At 65.2% G+C, this 16,989-nt stretch carries 17 protein-coding genes; 9 read left to right on the plus strand and 8 right to left on the minus strand.

Annotation, left to right across the window (positions count from 1 at the left end):
* Positions 1 to 66: 66 nt before the first annotated feature.
* On the minus strand, positions 67 to 546 hold the full coding sequence (locus ASE52_RS18250) for a VOC family protein (RefSeq protein ID WP_057228565.1): 480 nt from the start codon (positions 544 to 546) through the stop codon (positions 67 to 69).
* A gap of 156 nt (positions 547 to 702) precedes the next feature.
* On the opposite strand from ASE52_RS18250, the gene ASE52_RS18255 reads away from it, so the two are divergent.
* Together ASE52_RS18255 and fusA are read left to right on the plus strand one after the other, a co-directional pair.
* Complete coding sequence (locus ASE52_RS18255; protein ID WP_057228111.1) at positions 703 to 1,521, plus strand: alpha/beta hydrolase-fold protein; 819 nt, start codon at positions 703 to 705, stop codon at positions 1,519 to 1,521.
* 511 nt (positions 1,522 to 2,032) lie between these two features.
* Positions 2,033 to 4,078, plus strand: coding sequence for an elongation factor G (gene fusA / locus ASE52_RS18260; RefSeq protein ID WP_057228113.1), 2,046 nt, complete (start codon positions 2,033 to 2,035; stop codon positions 4,076 to 4,078).
* A 121-nt stretch (positions 4,079 to 4,199) separates the two neighbouring features.
* Here the strand turns inward: fusA and ASE52_RS25765 are convergent, their stop codons facing one another.
* The 3 genes from ASE52_RS25765 to ASE52_RS18270 form a co-directional block, all read right to left on the minus strand.
* Positions 4,200 to 4,412, minus strand: coding sequence for a hypothetical protein (locus ASE52_RS25765; RefSeq protein ID WP_140426267.1), 213 nt, complete (start codon positions 4,410 to 4,412; stop codon positions 4,200 to 4,202).
* A 26-nt stretch (positions 4,413 to 4,438) separates the two neighbouring features.
* Complete coding sequence (locus tag ASE52_RS18265; RefSeq protein WP_057228115.1) at positions 4,439 to 4,984, minus strand: shikimate kinase; 546 nt, start codon at positions 4,982 to 4,984, stop codon at positions 4,439 to 4,441.
* A gap of 132 nt (positions 4,985 to 5,116) precedes the next feature.
* Positions 5,117 to 6,262 carry a serine hydrolase domain-containing protein gene (locus ASE52_RS18270; protein WP_057228117.1) on the minus strand — a complete coding sequence of 382 codons (1,146 nt, stop codon included), beginning with the start codon at positions 6,260 to 6,262 and terminating at the stop codon, positions 5,117 to 5,119.
* A 186-nt stretch (positions 6,263 to 6,448) separates the two neighbouring features.
* Between ASE52_RS18270 and ASE52_RS18275 the strand changes: the two genes are divergently transcribed.
* Together ASE52_RS18275 and ASE52_RS18280 are read left to right on the plus strand one after the other, a co-directional pair.
* Positions 6,449 to 7,375 carry a YihY/virulence factor BrkB family protein gene (locus ASE52_RS18275; RefSeq protein ID WP_010466836.1) on the plus strand — a complete coding sequence of 309 codons (927 nt, stop codon included), beginning with the start codon at positions 6,449 to 6,451 and terminating at the stop codon, positions 7,373 to 7,375.
* Positions 7,376 to 7,511: 136 nt separating this feature from the next.
* Positions 7,512 to 8,318, plus strand: a complete 807-nt coding sequence (locus ASE52_RS18280; protein WP_241777046.1) for a glycine zipper 2TM domain-containing protein — start codon at positions 7,512 to 7,514, stop codon at positions 8,316 to 8,318.
* Between the two features lie 65 nt (positions 8,319 to 8,383).
* On the opposite strand, the gene ASE52_RS18285 is transcribed toward ASE52_RS18280, so the two are convergent.
* From ASE52_RS18285 to fdxA, 4 genes are all read right to left on the minus strand, one after another.
* On the minus strand, positions 8,384 to 9,571 hold the full coding sequence (locus ASE52_RS18285; RefSeq protein ID WP_057228121.1) for an amidohydrolase family protein: 1,188 nt from the start codon (positions 9,569 to 9,571) through the stop codon (positions 8,384 to 8,386).
* Between the two features lie 104 nt (positions 9,572 to 9,675).
* On the minus strand, positions 9,676 to 10,392 hold the full coding sequence (locus tag ASE52_RS18290) for a TetR/AcrR family transcriptional regulator (RefSeq protein WP_057228123.1): 717 nt from the start codon (positions 10,390 to 10,392) through the stop codon (positions 9,676 to 9,678).
* 51 nt (positions 10,393 to 10,443) lie between these two features.
* On the minus strand, positions 10,444 to 11,220 hold the full coding sequence (locus ASE52_RS18295) for a ferredoxin--NADP reductase (protein WP_010466844.1): 777 nt from the start codon (positions 11,218 to 11,220) through the stop codon (positions 10,444 to 10,446).
* Between the two features lie 66 nt (positions 11,221 to 11,286).
* The gene (fdxA, locus tag ASE52_RS18300; RefSeq protein WP_057228124.1) at positions 11,287 to 11,616 is read right to left on the minus strand and encodes a ferredoxin FdxA; all 330 of its coding nucleotides are present in this window, start codon (positions 11,614 to 11,616) and stop codon (positions 11,287 to 11,289) included.
* Positions 11,617 to 11,791: 175 nt separating this feature from the next.
* Here fdxA and ASE52_RS18305 point away from each other — a divergent pair, with 175 nt between their 5' ends.
* From ASE52_RS18305 to ASE52_RS18325, 5 genes are all read left to right on the plus strand, one after another.
* On the plus strand, positions 11,792 to 13,423 hold the full coding sequence (locus ASE52_RS18305; RefSeq protein ID WP_057228126.1) for a hypothetical protein: 1,632 nt from the start codon (positions 11,792 to 11,794) through the stop codon (positions 13,421 to 13,423).
* 13 nt (positions 13,424 to 13,436) lie between these two features.
* Positions 13,437 to 14,357: a UPF0280 family protein gene (locus tag ASE52_RS18310; RefSeq protein WP_057228128.1), complete on the plus strand. Its 921-nt coding sequence runs from the start codon at positions 13,437 to 13,439 to the stop codon at positions 14,355 to 14,357.
* 22 nt (positions 14,358 to 14,379) lie between these two features.
* Positions 14,380 to 15,021 (plus strand): amino acid synthesis family protein, encoded by a 642-nt coding sequence (locus ASE52_RS18315; RefSeq protein WP_029414376.1) that lies wholly within the window; start codon positions 14,380 to 14,382, stop codon positions 15,019 to 15,021.
* A gap of 39 nt (positions 15,022 to 15,060) precedes the next feature.
* Entirely contained in the window at positions 15,061 to 15,645 is a 585-nt protein-coding gene (locus ASE52_RS18320; RefSeq protein ID WP_010466852.1) for an amino acid synthesis family protein, read from the plus strand.
* Positions 15,646 to 15,712: 67 nt separating this feature from the next.
* Complete coding sequence (locus tag ASE52_RS18325; RefSeq protein ID WP_057228130.1) at positions 15,713 to 16,921, plus strand: ABC transporter substrate-binding protein; 1,209 nt, start codon at positions 15,713 to 15,715, stop codon at positions 16,919 to 16,921.
* Positions 16,922 to 16,989: the final 68 nt, after the last annotated feature.

Consider the following 16,989-nt stretch of genomic DNA (forward strand, 5'->3'; position numbering starts at 1 on the left):
GCGCTAGAGGCTATTTTTGGACTCAACATCACCTCAAAAAAGCGGCCGAAACCAGCCAGATGGCAATCACCCGCGCCAAGCCGCCTCAATGGCTGCAATGTCGATCTTGCGCATCTCCATCATCGCGTCGAACGCACGCTTGGCAGCCGCTCTGTCGGGGTCGGTGACGGCCTGTGTCAACACCCGTGGCGTGATCTGCCACGACAGCCCCCACTGGTCCTTGCACCAGCCGCAAGCGCTTTCCTGGCCACCGTTGTCAACGATGGCGTTCCACAGCCGGTCCGTCTCGGCCTGGTCATCCGTCGCCACCTGAAACGAAAACGCCTCGCTGTGCACAAACGCCGGGCCCCCGTTGAGCCCCAGGCACGGAATGCCCAGCACGGTGAACTCCACCGTCAATACGTCGCCCTGCTGGCCCGCAGGGTAGTCCCCCGGCGCGTGCATCACACGGCCTACGGCGCTGTCAGGGAAGGTGGCAGCGTAGAACGTGGCGGCATCCAGGGCGTTGCCGTTGAACCAGAGGCAGATGGTGTTTTTGCTGGGCATGGTGAGGGTCTCCAAAACTGAGATGGACACCTGCATCCGCGCGGTGCAGGACGAAGGGTGATTTTGACGGCTTGGGCGGTACAAGGGGGCGCGTGCTCTGGCCAGCAGCGCCAACGCAATGTCGCGCTGCCACAATGGCGCGACAGGAGGACACCCATGAACACAGGATTCCAGCAAACGCGCCGCGCTGCGCTCACTGCGGCGGTAGCTGCCGCTTTGGCAGCATGCGGGGGCGGAGGCTCTGGCGATGGAGAAGCACCCGCGCCGGTGGGCCAGGTGATCAACTCCACCATCAAGTCGGCCTCCAATGGCAGCACCTACCCTGTTCAGGTTTTCTTGCCCGAGTCATACGCCACGGGAACAGCGACCCTGCCCGTCATCTATGCAACCGAGGGTGATGCCCAGTACGGCGGCCCCAATCGCTCCCGCTTCGACACCTTCAAGGAGGTGCTGCAGCGGCGGGGGACCCAGGCCATTCTGGTCGGCATTGGCGGCACTGCCTGGCGGGGCACCGACTTCCTTATGCCGGGCGCAGCCAAGTACCTCGACTTCCTTGTGAAAGAACTGGCGCCAGCCATCGAGCGGCAGTACAGTGCCGACCCCAAACGCCGGGTGTTGTCGGGCTTGTCCCATGGCGGCTACTTTGTGGTGGCGGCGCTGATACTGGAGGCCCGTGCGGGTGTGCCGCCCAGCTTTTCACACTACCTCTCGACCGAGTGCAGCGTGGGGGAGCACACCAGCCCTGCGGGGGTGTTGGCGTTTGAAAAACAGATCGACGGCAAGCCCTTGCCCACGACCTTGTTGCTCGCGGGGGCAAGCGGTGGCAACCACCCGCTGATAAGCATCCCTCTTTTCAACCAGATGGCCTCGCAGAACCTGCCGGGCCTGGTGATGCTCAAGGCCGAGTACAGCACCTCGCACGTGGGTGCGGATGTGCCCGCATTTGAAGATGCGCTGAAGCGGTTCTTTCCTTGAACCGGCATGCGTGCAGCGGCGACCACTGTCTGCTCCGGCAGCGGCAGGCGGTAGTTGCTCGCGGGTGGCGCGGCTGCTGCAAGCCTGAGAGTGGCAAGCACAGGTGGGTCGCTTGCAAGCTTGCTGCGCGAGGAGGATAATTCGCCTTTATGAAAATCCTCACCAACGTGATCAAGGCATCGTTCGCCACCTAGTTGCGCCCCCTGATCGCGTGTCGGAGGGCCTTGCGCCTTCCGGACCCAAAAGACCCCGGCAGGCTTTGTCCCCCCCGGGGTTTTTTGTTTTCCGACTTACTCACTTCACACCAACCCATGCGTACCTACGACAAGTTGATCGCCACGATTCCCGACCGCCGGAGCATGAGCCCCGTGCGCCCGGGCTCCGGCGACAGCACACATCCCAGACGCTAGCGACCAGGCGAATCCTTCAGGCCTGGGCTGGCGCAAAGCCAACCAGGCGGCAGCTGCTCGCAGAGCCGAGTGCAGCCGCAAGAAAGATTGAAAGATTCGCCATGACCAAGAATTCACGCCATACCAGCAACGCCCATCTGCGCAACCTCGGTGTCATCGCCCACGTCGACGCGGGCAAGACCACGACCACCGAACGCATCCTGTTCTACACGGGCGAAAGCCACCGCATCGGCGAAGTGCACGACGGCACGGCGCACATGGACTTCGACCCGCAGGAGCAAAAGCGCGGCATCACCATCAACAGCGCGGCCGTCACCGTGCACTGGAAGGGCACGCAGCTCAACCTGATCGACACACCCGGCCACATCGACTTCAACATCGAGGTGAACCGCTCGCTGCGCGTGCTCGATGGCGCGGTCGTGGTTTTCGACGGCGTGGCCGGCGTGGAGCCGCAGACCGAGACCAACTGGCGCCTGGCCGACAAATACCGCGTGCCGCGCATCGCCTTCATCAACAAGCTCGACCGCGTGGGTGCCGACTTCCACCGCGTGGTGGCCATGATGGAAGAGCGCCTGGGCGTGCGCGTGGTGCCGCTGCAGATCCCCATCGGCACGGAAGGCGACTTCCGCGGCGTGGTGGACCTGTTGGGCCTGCGCGCCCGCATCTGGGACAAGGACGACGCGAGTGCCCCCTACCGCGAAGCCGACGTGCCCGCCGAGCTGCTTGAGCAAGCGTTGCGCAGCCGCGCCCGGCTGGTCGAGGCCTCCGTGGAGCAGGACGAAGCCGCGCTGCAGGCCTACGTGAACGGTGAGGAGATCGCTGTGGACGTGTTGCGTGCCGCCATCCGCAAGGGTGTGCTGGCAGGCGCCTTCGTGCCCGCGCTCGCCGGCTCGGCCTTCAAGAACCGTGGCGTGGAGCCTCTGCTCGACGCTGTGGTGGACTACCTGCCCTCGCCGGACGACATCGTGCGCGAAGGCAGTGAGAAGCCAGCTTCTGCCACCGACCCGTTCGCGGCCCTGGCGTTCAAGGTCGTCACCGACGACCATGGCGCCAAGGTGTTCGTGCGCGTGTACAGCGGCCGTCTGGGCAAGGGCGACGTGGTGCTCAACACCAGCACGGGCAAGACCGAGCGCGTGTCGCGCCTGTACGAAGTGCATGCCGACAAGCACATCGAGCGCGACGAGCTGGTGGCGGGCGACATCGCCGCCGTCGTGGGCCTCAAGGACACCCTCACGGGGCACACGCTGAGCGACCCGGCCCACCCCGTGGTGCTGGAGCAGATCAGCGTGCCCGAGCCGGTGATCCATGTGGCCATCGAGCCCAAGGCGAGCGCGGACCAGCAAGGCCTGTCCAAGGCCCTGCAGTCCCTGCTGCGCGAGGACCCGAGCCTCAGGCTGCAGCACGACGCCGAATCCGGCCAGACCATTCTGTCCGGCATGGGCGAGCTGCAGCTGGAGGTATCGATCGAGAAGCTGCGCGCACGCCACGGCGTCAACGTGTCGGTCGGCCGCCCCCAGGTGGCCTACCGCGAAACCATTTCGCAAAGTGTGGAGGTACACCATGTGCACAAGAAGCAATCGGGCGGCCCCGGCCAGTTCGCCGAGGTGAGGCTGCTGCTCGAACCCCTGCCCAGGGGCGAAGGCATCCGCTTTGACAACCGCATCGTCGGCGGCGCCGTGCCGCGCGAGTTCATCCCCGCGGTGGAGGCCGGCATCCGCCGCGCCGCCCTGGCAGGCGTGGTGGCCGGCTTCCCCGCCGTGGACTTTGCCGCCACGCTGGTGGATGGCAGTTATCACGAGCGCGACTCGTCCACGCTGGCCTTCGAGCTGGCGGCCATGGCCGCCTTCCGCGAAGGCTTTGCGAAGGCAGTGCCCCAGGTGCTGGAGCCCGTGATGGCCGTCGAGGTCATCACCCCGGCCGAGTACCTGGGCGACAGCATCGGCGATTTGAACCGTCGCCGTGGCGTGGTGCGCGGCCAGGGCCAGCGCGGCAATGCCGCCACGGTCGAGGCCGAGGTACCGCTGAAAGAGATGTTCGGCTACATCGGTAGCCTGCGCGCATTGTCTTCGGGCCGTGCGCAGTATTCGATGCAGCTGGACCACTACGGAGTGGTGCCAGCGGGGGAGATGGCTGCTTTGGTGCCGTGATGATGTGAAGTGGCGCGCTGGGCCGGGCTTGACGGCCTGCTAGCGCAAAGACGGGGGGCGTGGACGGATGTCTGCGCCCCTTTTTTCTGTCTGCGATGGAAGCGTAGATGGTTGTGTCGGCTCAGGAGTGCGCTTGTGGCGCCCAGAAGATCACATGCCCCGGCGGTCGTACACCACCAATTGCTGGCCGCTGGCTGCCACGGGCCTTCATCTGGTGCTGCCACATGCGCTTGTCGCACACTGCAGTGTGGAGAAAAACCACGGATGTTCCCTCGCCCGCCATCAGGGCTGCCAGCGACGCGCCGTCCGACTGAATTCTGCAAATCGCGGTCATGGGAGTTGCTTCAGTGGCGCTGGGGATTAGCGGTCTGCAGGCGCCCCCTCTGCCCCCGCCGCCATCTCCAGCTGCATCATGATCATGTTGACCAGCGTGTGCACCGTGGGCCGCCCGGTTTCGATGACGTAGTGGGCAGCTTCGCGGTACAGGGCGTCGCGCTGGGTGTACAGGTCGCGCAGCTTGTCCATGGGGTTGCCGCCCTGCAGCAGGGGGCGGGTCTTGTCGTGTTTGACGCGCCGGTAGATCTCTTCGGGCGATGCGCGCAGGTACAGCACATTGCCAAACTGGCGCAGGGTTTCGCGGTTTTCGGGGCGCAGCACGGCGCCGCCGCCCGTGGACAGGACCATGCCGCCGGGCTGCCCAGCCACGTCGACCAGGGCCTGCGCCTCCAGGTCACGAAAGCGGGCTTCGCCTTCGGCCTCGAAGAAGCTGCGGATGGTGGTGCCAATGGTCTGTTCCAGCCGGTGGTCCAGGTCGATGAAAGGCACACCTGCCCGGTGGGCCAGCTGCCGGCCGATGGTGGATTTTCCCGAGCCGGGCATTCCGACCAGAGCGCAGCGAATCTGCATAGATGTTGTCCTGTGTACGTGCGGGCCCGCCTGTTTGTCCGTTTGTCTGCAGCTGCCGCTGGACGCCGAGTGTAAGGGGGTGGTGCGCGCTGGCCCTTGGCGGCCTGGCAGCAGCGGGGAGCGTTCAGGCCTTCACAGTGCGGCGTAGACCAGCGCCGGATACAGCTCGCAGAGGGTGCGCAGTTGGCCGGGCGCCTGGGTGAGCAGGATGGCGAAGAGGTCTTCGGCGGGGTCTACCAAAAAGAAGGTGCCGCCCATTCCGCTCCAGCTGTAGGTGCCTGCCGAACCGGGGCTGGTGGCCAGGCCGGTGGCCTTGCGCACGGCCACGCCCAGGCCAAAGCCGTAGCCTGCGGGCAGGATGTCGCCCGCGGTGGGGATGCTGCCCAGGTGGTCGGCGGTCATGAAATCCACGGTGGCGCGGCTGGCCAGGCGGATGGCGCGACCGTCCGGGCCTTGCAGGGTGCCCCGGCCCAGCATCAGCTGCAAGAAGCGCGCGTAGTCGCTGGCGGTGGACACCAGCCCGCCGCCAGCAGATTCAAACGCGGGCGGTGCAGAGACGTCGATCAGCGCCACCTCGGCCCCGGTCTGCGGGTCGCGGGCAAACGGCTCGGCCAGGTCGGCCAGGCGGTGGGGCGGCACCACAAAGCCGGTGTCGTGCATGCCCAGGGGCTCCAGCACGCGGCGTTTCAGGAGGGTGCCCAGGCTGGCGCCCTCGACCACCTCCAGCACCCCGCCCAGTACATCGGTGGCGCGGCTGTATTCCCAGCGGCTGCCGGGCTGGTGCACCAGTGGCAGGGGGCCCAGCGCGGCCACCAGCTCGGCATTGTTGTGGCGCCGCGAGCCGACGCGTGCCGCCCGGTATTGGTCGGGCACCGTGCCCGCCTCCCACGCGTAGCTCAGCCCGGCGGTGTGGCGCAGCAGGTCGTGCACCGTGGCCTCGCGCGCTGCAGGCGTGGTGGTGCCGGTGGCTGCGTCGTACACCCGCTGGCCCGCAAACGCGGGCAGGTAGTGCGAGACGGGGTGCGACAGCAGCAGTCGGCCTTCTTCCATGAGCATCAGCGCCGCCAGCGAGGCAATCGGTTTGGTCATGGAGTAGATGCGGAACACGGTGTCGGGCGCCATGGCGGGTGCGCCCGCCCCGGGCCGCTGAGCCCCAATGGCTTCGTGCAGCACCGTGCGCCCCTGGTGGTGCACCAGAGCCACTGCGCCGGGCAGCAGGCCCTCGTCGACGTGGGTCTGGAGTGCGGCGCGCAGGCTGGCAAGGGCGTGGGGGTGCATGGGGCGGTGTCTCTGGGCAGGTGGGATTTGTCTCCAGAATACCCGCGCCTGTGCCGGGCAGAGGGTCGCCTGGGCAACAGGCATGGGCACTTTGGCAGGGCCGGGGCGGATGTGGGATGGGGCCTACTGCAGTTGCAGCGAAACGCGGATGGACGCGCGCAGGCTGTCGCCCTAGGCTTGCCGCATATGGCCGCACCCTCCCTGAAGCGCCGCGCACTGCGCCTTGTCAAATCCGTGTGGACCCTGTTCCAGCCTTTCTGGCGTGCCACCACGCTCTGGCTGGATGCCGATGGGCTGCGCATGAGCGCCGCCATGTCGTTCTACGGCATGCTCAGCCTGGCGCCCCTGTTGCTGTTGCTGGTGGGGGTTCTGGGCTGGTGGATGGACCGCAGCTATCTGGAAAGCAACCTCGTCGCGCAGGTGCAGGCTGTGATGGGCCAGCAGGTGGCCGACGTGGTGCGGCAGGCGATGGCCAGTGCCCAAGCCCCGGCCGAGGGGCGGCTGGCGTCGCTGGTGGGGTTTGTGGTGCTGGTCTCCGGCGCCACGGGAGTGTTTGTCGAATTGCAGTCGGCACTGGAGCACCTGTGGCGTGGCGAGGGCCCGTTGCCGCAGCGGGCCGCCTGGTGGCGCATGGCATCGCTGCGCTTGCGCGGGCTGGCCTATGTGCTGGCGCTGGGGTTTCTGTTGCTGGTGTCGCTGGCGCTGTCCACGCTGATCCACCTGCTGGCGGGCTGGGCGGGCTCGCGCCTGGCGTTGGCGCCGTTGGCACCTGCCATGCAGCTGGTCAATGAAGTGGTGGCCTTTGGATTTGCAGTGGCGCTGTTTGTGGGCCTGATGCGCATTGGCGCCGGGGCCAAGCCGCCGCCGCGCTGCATCATGGCCGGGGCCGTGGTGGGCGCCACGCTGTTCACGGTGGGCAAGCAGCTGCTGGCCTGGTACCTGGCCACGGCGGCCGTGGTGTCGGCCTATGGCGCAGCGGGGTCCCTGGTGGTGCTGCTGATGTGGATCTACTTCTCGTCGGCGGTGCTGCTGTTTTCTGCCAGCTGCGCCCGGGCCTTTCAGGAACTGGGTGCATTGCCCGCAGTGCGGGGGCGTCTGCATGTGCCGCAATAGGTTGAGTCTTCAACCGGTTCGGAGGTCGTAAACACGTTCTTACGTCCTTTACAGCCGCTACGCCCGAATTTCCGGGCTTGCTGGTTACGCTGGCGACCATTCATCCAGAGCTTTCTGGACCTTCCGGAGAAAAATCATGAGCCTTATCGTTTCGCCCCCCACTAATACTTCCGCCGTTCCTGTGGCGCAGGCTGGCGCCTTTGGCGGCGCGGCCGGTCCCTCCCTCAAATGGCTGTGGGCCGCCATCGGCGTGCTGGGCGTGAGCGTGGTGGCGCTGGGCACGACCCTGGTGGTGCAGAACGCGGGCAAGTCCACCGCCGACGCGCAACCCCTGGCCGTGGCGGCGCAGCCTGCGTCCGGAATGACCGGAGTCGAGAATTTTCAACAAAAACCGGCTCCAGCGCTTTCCGGTAATAGAAATATTGCTATGAATAGTGCAGCAAATCAGCCGCCTGCAGCTTCGCAAGGCTATGCCGGGCAAGCCCCGCAGCAGTACCAGCAACAGCAGCCACCCCTGCGCACCGCTGCACAGGCTCCCGTGTGTGCCACCTGTGGCCGCGTGGAGTCGGTGCAGGCGGTGCAACAGGCGGCCCCAGCCACGGGCGTGGGGGCGGTAGCGGGCGGTGTGCTGGGGGCCGTGGTGGGCAACCAGGTGGGCAAGGGCTCGGGCCGCACGGCGGCCACCGTACTGGGCGCCGTGGGCGGCGGCTATGTGGGCCACAAGGTGGAAGAACGCACGCGCACGCAGACGGTCTACCAGATCGCCGTGCGCATGGAAGATGGTTCGGTGCGGCGCTTTACCCGCGCCCAGCCCCCGGCCGTGGGCACACCCGTGGTGCTGCAGGGCAAGGGTTTCCGCGTGGACGATGGTGCGGCCCTGCGCGCCGAGGAGTCTTACCCGCGTGCACAGCCCGGCGCGGTGCGTGTGGCGGACACGTATTGATCCCCCTTGCTTCTCCCTGCAAAAAAGCCCGCTGTTAGCGGGCTTTTTTATGGGCGGAGGGCAGGTTACAGCACCGCTGGGATCTCGGTGGCCGGCGGCGTGTTGCGGCTGCGGCCACAGCGCACCAGACCGTCGATCATCACCATGCCGATGCCCGGGATGTCGCCCAGCTGCACGCTCTCCAGCAGCGTGGCGCCGGCCGTGTGCTGGGCGCGGTCCATGAAAACGAAGTCCGCCGCACGGCCCGGCTCGATCAAGCCGCAGTTCAGATTGCGGATGCGCGCCGTGTTGCCCGTGGCAAAGCAGAACACCAGCTCGGCGGGAATGTCGGCAAAGCTGGATATCAAGGCAATCATGCGCAGCATGCCCAGCGGCTGCACGCCCGAGCCGGCCGGACCGTCGGTGCCCAGGATCACGCGGTGCGGGCACTTGAGCTCGATGGCCGCCCGCGCGGCCTGGATGGCGATCTTCTCGTTGCCGTTGTGCACCAGCTCGATGGCGCGGGACGACTTCTCGCACAGCTCGCACACGTGCTTCCAGGGCAGCGAGGTGTGGCCGCCGTTGATGTGGCCGATCACATCGGCATCGGCCTCCAGCACCACGTCCTTGTCGATCAGGCCCGAGCCCGGAATGGACGGCCCGCCCGTGTGGATGGTGCTCTGGATGCCGTGCTTGCGCGCCCAGGCCACCATCTGCTGGGCCTCGTAGCCCGCCTTGACGGAGCCCAGGCCCACTTCGCCCAGCAGCGTTACCCCCGCGTCGGCCAGGTCCTTGAAGTCCTGCTCGGTCATGCCTTTCTCGATGACCGGGGCGCCTGCAATCACCTTCACGCCACCGGGGCGGAAGTTGTCGAACGAGCGCTGCGCGGTGATGGCCAGCGCCTTCAGGCCCACGATGTCCTTGGGGCGGCCGGGCAGGTGCACTTCACCGGCCGAGACCATCGTGGTCACGCCGCCGTTCATGGTGGAGTCGATCCAGCCGATCTGGTTTTGCCGCGGCGTCCAGTCGCCAAAGACCGGGTGCACGTGGCTGTCGATCAGGCCGGGCGCCACGCAGGTCTGGCGCGCATCGATCACGGTCTGCGCGTGTTCGGTGTCGCAATCCTTTTCGCGGCCCACGGCCACGATGAGTCCGTCGTTGACGACGATGGTGTCGGCATCGAGGATGGGGCGGTCGAGGTCGCCCGACAACAAAAGACCGATGTTCTTGATGACCACTTTGCCCGACTTGCCGCCGGCTGCTGCTTCTGCCATGGATTCTCCTCGTGGGTGGGGGCTCGGGCCCGTTGCGGCCCTCGCTCAGAAAATCGTTGTGTCTTGTGGGCTCTGCGGCGCCTATCGGCCGGCGCAGACAACCTTCAGGCCGCTGCCTTGCCCTTGGGCAGGCTCGGGCCCGGCGCCACCGTGCGCAGCACGCTGTCGATGACGAAGGACTCCCAGTGCGCCAGTGCATCGGGCGTCTCCAGGTCTTCGCCCAGAAAGGCCGACAGCGTGTGGCGGTTGGACATGTAGAAGTAGCCCGTGGCGGCGATCAGCAGATACACGTCGCGCGCCGACACGTCCTTGCGGAACAGGCCCTGCGCCTGGCCGCTTTCGAGCACGCGGCGGATCACCTCGATGGCGGGCGACGAGTATTCACGGGCCCGCATGGACTTGGAGATGTGCTTGCCCTTGTGCAGGTTCTCGGTGTTGAGCAGCGTGATGAACTCGGGGTTCTTGCGGTAGTAGCCCACCACGAAGCGGATCACGGCCTGCAGCGCCTCGACCGGCTTGGCGGTGTCCAGCGTGAGCTTGGACTCCGCGTCGTTCATGCGCCGGTAGGTTTCCTCCAGCACCTCGATGAACAGGCCTTCCTTGCTGCCGAAGTAGTAATAGATCATCCGGTCGAAGGACTTGGCTGCCTTGGAGATCTTCTCCACGCTGCCGCCTTCGTAGCCGTAGCGTGCGAACACCTTGGTTGCCGCCTTCAGGATGTTGTCGCGCGTGGTCTGTGCGGCCTGCTCGCGCACGCCCGTTTTGCGGGCAGAGGTGGAGCGGGTGGGCGCTGTCCGGGTCTTGGTGGGAGTGGCAGACATGGCGGGTCCTGGTGGATAAAGCTGGCCCCAGAAGGGAGGGCCAGCCGGGGATCACTGCTCTGCGAACGCGCGTTCGATCACGAAGTCGCCGGGCTTCGTGGTGTTGCCTTCCTTGAAGCCACGTTCTTCCATCATGTGTTTGAGGTCGCGCAGCATCTCGGGGCTGCCGCAGATCATCACGCGGTCTTCCTCCGGGTTGAGTGCGGGCAGGCCGAGGTCGCGCGCCATCTGGCCGTTTTCGATCACCGTGGTCACACGGCCCTGGTGCTTGAACGCTTCGCGCGTCACCGTGGGGTAGTACTTGAGCTGCTTGGAGACGATCTCGCCCAGGAACTCGTGCTGCGGCAGTTCCTGCGTGATGTAGTCGTGGTAAGCCAGTTCCTTCACTTCACGCACGCCGTGCACCAGGATGACTTCCTCGAACTTCTCGTAGGTCTCCGGGTCGCGGATCAGGCTCAGGAAAGGAGCCACCCCAGTGCCGGTGGACAGCATGTACAGGCGCTTGGCGGGCAGCAGGTAGTCGATCAGCAGGGTGCCGGTGGGCTTCTTGCCCACCACGATGGTGTCGCCCACCTTGATGTGCTGCAGGCGCGAGGTCAGCGGGCCGTCGGGCACCTTGATGGAGAGGAACTCCAGGTGCTCTTCGTAGTTGGGGCTCACGATGCTGTAGGCGCGCAGCAAGGGTTTGCCGTTCTCGCCGCGCAGGCCGATCATCGTGAAATGCCCGTTGGAAAAGCGCAGGGCGGTGTCGCGGGTGGTGGTGAAGGAGAAAAGGCGGTCCGTCCAGTGGTGGACCGTCAGGACGCGTTCTTCAAGAAAGGCGCTCATGGTGATTTAGATGGATAAGTTGGAAGCAAATAAGAAAACTGGCTGAAGCACAGGCCCTGGAGCACACTAAAGCGCGATGTCCAGGCCGGAAAGCTTGTGGCTCACAACCCTCCATTGTTCCGCATCTGGGAGGGGAGGCTTTCTTTTGGTGATTGTGGGCAGGCCAGGCGCAAGCTTTTTGTTGAATTCAAGGAAAGATTCAAACTCGGCGGGAAGGTCCGTATCGGCGTAAATGGCGTTGGCCGGGCATTCAGGAATACACACGGCGCAGTCGATGCATTCATCGGGGTCGATGACCAGAAACTCCCGTCCCTCCTTGAAGCAGTCCACCGGGCAGACATCGACGCAGTCGGTGTGCTTGCACCGAATACAGGCGTCAGTGACAACGTGCGTCATTTTGGGGCTCCTTGTGCACCATTTTTGGGGGCGCAAAAACACCATTGCGGACCATGAACGATTGCGCTACATTCGCGATAAATGTAGTGAACGCAACATTTAAGTTAAGTGAATGCTACACAAAATGCAATGAGCGTACAAGCACTTGCAACAATGCAATGAATGGGCCGCCACGATGACTGAACACACCAAGACCGATGGTCTACCGGGCATGGATGCGCCAGAACTGCCGCAGGTGCTTGAGCGCGCCCGGCCTCGCAATGAGCGCATGAATGCCGCCAAGGTCGAGTGCAATGCGTGTCCGGTGCTGTGCCAGATTTCCGACGGCCGTGCAGGTGCATGTGATCGTTATGCCAACCATGCCGGCGTGCTGGTGCGGCTGGACCCTGTGGTGCTGCTGCGCAAGACCCTGGAGGCAGGCGAGGCCACACTGGTGCCGTTTGCGGGCCGTGTGGGGGCGAGCGACGCGCAGGAGGGTGCCGAGGCGGAACCGACGGTCGCGCCGCAGCCTTGGTCTGGCGATCTGCTGCTGTCGGAAGAGGTGTTCGTCACAGGCGTGGGTTCGTCCACCACCTATCCTGACTACAAACCGGCGCCGTTCATTGTCGGCTCCCAAACCGACGGCGTGGACATGGTGACCGTAGTCACCGAAGGCATCTTCAGCTACTGCAGCTTCAAGGTGAAGATCGACACCGACCGCTTCCTTGGCTCCGAGCAGGCCAATGTGCGCTGCAAAGGCGAGGTGGTGGGCCACGTGACCACGGCGGAGTATGGCTCGCAGATGCTGTCGCTGGGCGGCGTGCACCACCTCACGGGCGGCACCAAGAAGGAAGGCCGCATCGCAGCCGAGATGATGCAATTGCTCGGCAACAAGCGGGCTGTGGAGTTCACCATCGACGGTGGCTCCCAACTGGTGATCCAGGCGGGGCGCGCACCCATCGTCAATGGTGTGGCAGAGCGGCGCATGCGCGTGGGCTGTGGCTCCGCCGCCATCGGCATCTTTGCGCGCCAGTTCTATGGCCACGCCGACGAGGTGGTGGTGGTGGACGACCACATCACGGGTGTGTTGACCGAACACCAGGCCGGTCGTTGCCTGGACATGAAGTCCTCGGGTATCCAGATGCGCGGGCGCAAGTCCACGCCGGGCCGTTACTTTCAGGTGGCCAACCCCGGCACAGGCTGGGGCGGCACCGACATCGCCGACCCGCTGTCGATCATCGAGGGCTGGGACGAATCTATCGCCTGGCCCGGGTTGCGCCTTTTGATGACGTCCACCACGGGTGAGCATGCAAGCTGGTATGTGCTGGACGACGCCCTGGTGCCGGTGGAGGCGGAGATGCCCGCCGAAATTCGCCGCATCGTGGACCGCATCGGCGAGAACTGCGAGCCCTCGCTGGCCTCCGTGTTGTTCCTCGGCGGTGCAGGCGGCAGCCTCCGCGCGGGAGTCACCGAAAACCCGGTGCTGCTCACGCGCGCCATCAAGAATGCGCTGGTCAACGTGACCTGCGGCGGCGCACCCGCCTATGTGTGGCCAGGGGGCGGCATCACGGTGATGGCCGATGTGCTGCGCATGCCCGACAACAGCTTTGGCACCGTGCCCACCCCCGCCATCGTCGCGCCCATCGAGTTCAGCATGCACCGCGCGGACTACGAAGCGCTGGGCGGGCATACCGATCAGATCCGAAGCTTGCGCGAGGTGTTGGAGCGTGGTGCCTGGCACAACGACGGGGCACCGCAGGCGCGCGTGTGGCAGACCTTGCCCGCCGCCAATCCGTGGCCGTTGGGTCGTCCGCCCTTGCTAGGCTGAGTGGGTACACGCCGTGAACGCTTGTCGCAAGCTCCTGCCCGATGGCCGCTGGCATTTCCAGCATGGGCCGATGGACCTCATCCTCCAGGTTGAAGGGGAACGCGACGCCGTGGCGCAGGCGCACGAGCGCGCTTGGCACCGCTTTGAAGGGCTGCTGCAGGAGCTGGTGGATGAACTCCCCGGCCTGAGGGCGCCCGTGGGTGATCGCTGTGTGTTGCAGGGCGCGGTGGCGCGTCGCATGTGGGAGGCGTGCGCTCCTTACCGCGCAGGCTTCATCACGTCGATGGCGGCGGTGGCGGGTGCCGTGGCGCAGGAGATTCTGGCGGGCTATGACCAGCCAGGCATTGACCGTGCCTGGGTCAACAACGGGGGTGATATTGCCCTGCACCTGGCACCTGGACAGTCCGTCACGGTGGGGGTGTACGCTGACATTGCAGCACTGAGCGCCGCACAGTTGCACAGCGGCCTGGTGCTCGACGGGAAGATCCGCGTCACCAGCGCCATGCCGGTGCGGGGTGTGGCGACCAGTGGCTGGCGCGGGCGCAGCCAGTCTCTGGGCATTGCCGACAGCGTTACGGTGCTGGCGCGCACGGCCGCGCAGGCCGATGCGGCGGCGACCATCGTGGCCAACGCTGTCAATGTGCAGGATGCGCGCATTGGCCGCATGCCGGCGTGTTTGGTGCGGGACGACAGCGATCTCGGTGCCATTCCTGTCACTGTGGACGTACCTGCTTTGCCAGAAGGGCAGGTGCGTCGGGCCTTGCAGCAGGGGCTGCAAAAGGCGCAAGAATTGCAGTCCGGCGGCTTGCTGTGGTTTGCACTCCTGGCGTGCCAGGGACAGTTTGTGGCAACGGCGGCACCAGAAGCCATTGCGGGTGCAAAGTGGCCGGCGGAATGGGTGACGGAATCGGAAGTTGGTTCAGTATTTGCTTAACGAATTGCACAGGTCTTCAAAAATGATCCAGATACGACGCGTTTTCACCCATCTTGAGGAAATCAGGCACGAATTCGGGCCGGTGGCCGATATGCCGCTTCTGCGTGGTGCCATCGGCGCGGTGCTGACCAACCCTTTTGCGGGCCGGTACGAGCCCGACATCCTCCCCATGATGGACGCCTTGCAGGACGTGGGGCTGGACATGGCCCAGCGCCTTCTCAGGGCCATGGCAGTGCCTGCCGAACGCATCGAAACCTATGGCAAGGGCGCCATCGTGGGGGCGGCTGGGGAACTGGAGCATGGCGCGCTGTGGCATGTGCCCGGTGGGTACGCCATGCGCGAGCTGCTGGGTTGGAAGGGCGACCGCAACGCTTACGCCAAGGGCCAGGCCGAAGAGAAGACGGGGCAGCCCGCCAACGCGCTGTCCATCGTGCCTTCCACCAAAAAGGTTGGAGGCCCGGGCGCGGCGCTGGATGTGCCACTGACCCACATCAACGCGAGCTATGTGCGCAGCCATTTCGATGCCATCGAAGTGCGTGTGCCCGGCGCGCCCGTGTCGGATGAAATCGTCTTCATCCTGGCCATGTCCACCGGCGCTCGCATCCATGCGCGCGTCGGAGGCCTGAAGGCCGCGGACATCAGCCAGTGGAACGGCCTGCGCTGATCTACTGCGTAAACACACAAGACCCAAGGAGACCACAACATGCCCGCCAAGATTCGGAAGATCATTGTTCAAACTGACGAAGTCCGCGTGGAAATGGGGCGAGAAGTGCAGCCACCTGTGCGCAAAGCGCTGGCCATGGCCGTGATCGAGAACCCCTGCGCTGGCCGCTATGTCGAGAACCTCGATGAACTCGTGGCCATCGGCGAAGAGCTGGGCGCGCTGCTGGGTGCTCGCTGCGTTGCGGCCCTGGGCATCGCTCCCGGCCAGTCGCACAGCTATGGCAAGGCTGCCATCGTGGGCGAGGCGGGCGAGCTGGAGCATGCTGCCGCCATCCTCCACCCGAAGCTGGGCGCGCCACTGCGTGTGGCGGTCGAGAAAGGCGCAGCCCTTGTGCCGTCGAGCAAAAAGATCGGCGGCCTGGGTGCTGCGATTGACGTTCCCCTTGGCCACAAGGATGCCGCCTATGTGCGCAGCCATTTCGATGCGATGGAAGCCCGTGTGGCCGATGCGCCGCGCGCCAACGAAATTGTGGTGGCCGTTGTTGTCACCGACAGCGGTCGTCCGCTGGCGCGTATCGGCGGTCTTCAGGTTTCCGAAATCAAAGGCGAGGATGGCCTGCGTTGAGCGCGCACTACCATCCCGAGCACACTCACCGATCCCTTTCCCAACCCCACCTTTCAGGAGCTTCCCCATGACGATGCGACGAAACCTCATGCGTGCCACGGCCGCAGCCGCGCTGGCCCTCACGCTGGCCCCTGTGGTGCACGCCCAGGATGTCATCAAGATTGGCGAGATCAACAGCTACAAGGCGCAACCTGCTTTCCTGGAGCCCTACAAGAAAGGCATGGAACTGGCGGTCGATGAGATCAACGCTGCGGGCGGTGTTCTGGGCAAGAAGGTCCAGCTCGTCATCCGCGACGACAACGCCAACCCAGGCGACGCCGTGCGCGCAGCCGAAGAACTGGTGTCGCGCGAAAAGGTCGATGTGCTCACTGGCTCGTTCCTCTCGCACATCGGGCTGGCGTTGACCGACTTTGCCAAGCAAAAGAAATTCTTCTTCCTCGCGGGCGAGCCACTGACCGACAAGATCGTCTGGCAGAACGGCAACCGCTACACCTACCGCCTGCGTCCCTCCACCTATATGCAGGTGTCGATGATGGTGCCCGAGGCGGCAGCCCTCAAGAAGAAGCGCTGGGCGCTGGTGTACCCCAACTACGAGTATGGCCAGTCTGCGGTGGCCACGTTCAAGCAGCTGCTCAAGGCTGCACAGCCCGATGTCGAGTTCGTGGCCGAGCAGGCGCCGCCGTTGGGCAAGGTCGATTCGGGCAGCGTGGTGCAGGCCCTGGCCGACGCCAAGCCCGATGCGATCTTCAACGTGCTGTTCGGTGCCGACCTGTCCAAGTTTGTGCGCGAAGGCAATACGCGTGGCCTGTTTCAGGGTCGTGAGGTGGTCAGTCTGCTGACGGGCGAGCCCGAATACATGGACCCGCTCAAGGACGAAGCGCCCAACGGCTGGATCGTCACCGGCTACCCCTGGTACGGCATCCAGACGCCTGAGCACAAGGCCTTTCAGACTGCCTACCAGGCCAAGTTCAATGACTACCCGCGCCTGGGCTCCATCGTGGGCTACAGCGCCATCAAGTCGCTGGCCGAAGGCATGAAGAAGGCCGGCTCCACCGACACTGAAAAACTCGTGGCAGCGTTCAAGGGCTTGCAGGTGCCCACGCCGTTTGGCCGCATCACCTACCGCCCCGAGGACAACCAGTCCACGATGGGCGGCTATGTGGGCCGCACCAAGAACGAAGGCGGCAAGGGTGTGATGGTGGACTACCGCTATGTGGATGGCAGCAAAGTCCAGCCCTCGAACGACGAAGTCAAGAAAATGCGCCCCGCCGACTGATGGCCGCGCAAGGCCGGGGAGGGCTCCCTCCCTGCCAACTGCCCCTGATCTCTGAACCATAGCGCAGG

It is taken from the genome of Acidovorax sp. Root275, assembly GCF_001428965.1.
Taxonomy (GTDB): Bacteria; Pseudomonadota; Gammaproteobacteria; order Burkholderiales; family Burkholderiaceae_C; genus Acidovorax; species Acidovorax radicis.

Coding starts and splice junctions, on each gene's coding strand:
- ASE52_RS18250 (WP_057228565.1), bottom strand. CDS start 546: ATGCCCAGCAAAAACACCATCTGCCTCTGGTTCAACGGCAACGCCCTG.
- ASE52_RS18255 (WP_057228111.1), top strand. CDS start 703: ATGAACACAGGATTCCAGCAAACGCGCCGCGCTGCGCTCACTGCGGCG.
- fusA (WP_057228113.1), top strand. CDS start 2,033: ATGACCAAGAATTCACGCCATACCAGCAACGCCCATCTGCGCAACCTC.
- ASE52_RS25765 (WP_140426267.1), bottom strand. CDS start 4,412: ATGACCGCGATTTGCAGAATTCAGTCGGACGGCGCGTCGCTGGCAGCC.
- ASE52_RS18265 (WP_057228115.1), bottom strand. CDS start 4,984: ATGCAGATTCGCTGCGCTCTGGTCGGAATGCCCGGCTCGGGAAAATCC.
- ASE52_RS18270 (WP_057228117.1), bottom strand. CDS start 6,262: ATGCACCCCCACGCCCTTGCCAGCCTGCGCGCCGCACTCCAGACCCAC.
- ASE52_RS18275 (WP_010466836.1), top strand. CDS start 6,449: ATGGCCGCACCCTCCCTGAAGCGCCGCGCACTGCGCCTTGTCAAATCC.
- ASE52_RS18280 (WP_241777046.1), top strand. CDS start 7,512: ATGAGCCTTATCGTTTCGCCCCCCACTAATACTTCCGCCGTTCCTGTG.
- ASE52_RS18285 (WP_057228121.1), bottom strand. CDS start 9,571: ATGGCAGAAGCAGCAGCCGGCGGCAAGTCGGGCAAAGTGGTCATCAAG.
- ASE52_RS18290 (WP_057228123.1), bottom strand. CDS start 10,392: ATGTCTGCCACTCCCACCAAGACCCGGACAGCGCCCACCCGCTCCACC.
- ASE52_RS18295 (WP_010466844.1), bottom strand. CDS start 11,220: ATGAGCGCCTTTCTTGAAGAACGCGTCCTGACGGTCCACCACTGGACG.
- fdxA (WP_057228124.1), bottom strand. CDS start 11,616: ATGACGCACGTTGTCACTGACGCCTGTATTCGGTGCAAGCACACCGAC.
- ASE52_RS18305 (WP_057228126.1), top strand. CDS start 11,792: ATGACTGAACACACCAAGACCGATGGTCTACCGGGCATGGATGCGCCA.
- ASE52_RS18315 (WP_029414376.1), top strand. CDS start 14,380: ATGATCCAGATACGACGCGTTTTCACCCATCTTGAGGAAATCAGGCAC.
- ASE52_RS18320 (WP_010466852.1), top strand. CDS start 15,061: ATGCCCGCCAAGATTCGGAAGATCATTGTTCAAACTGACGAAGTCCGC.
- ASE52_RS18325 (WP_057228130.1), top strand. CDS start 15,713: ATGACGATGCGACGAAACCTCATGCGTGCCACGGCCGCAGCCGCGCTG.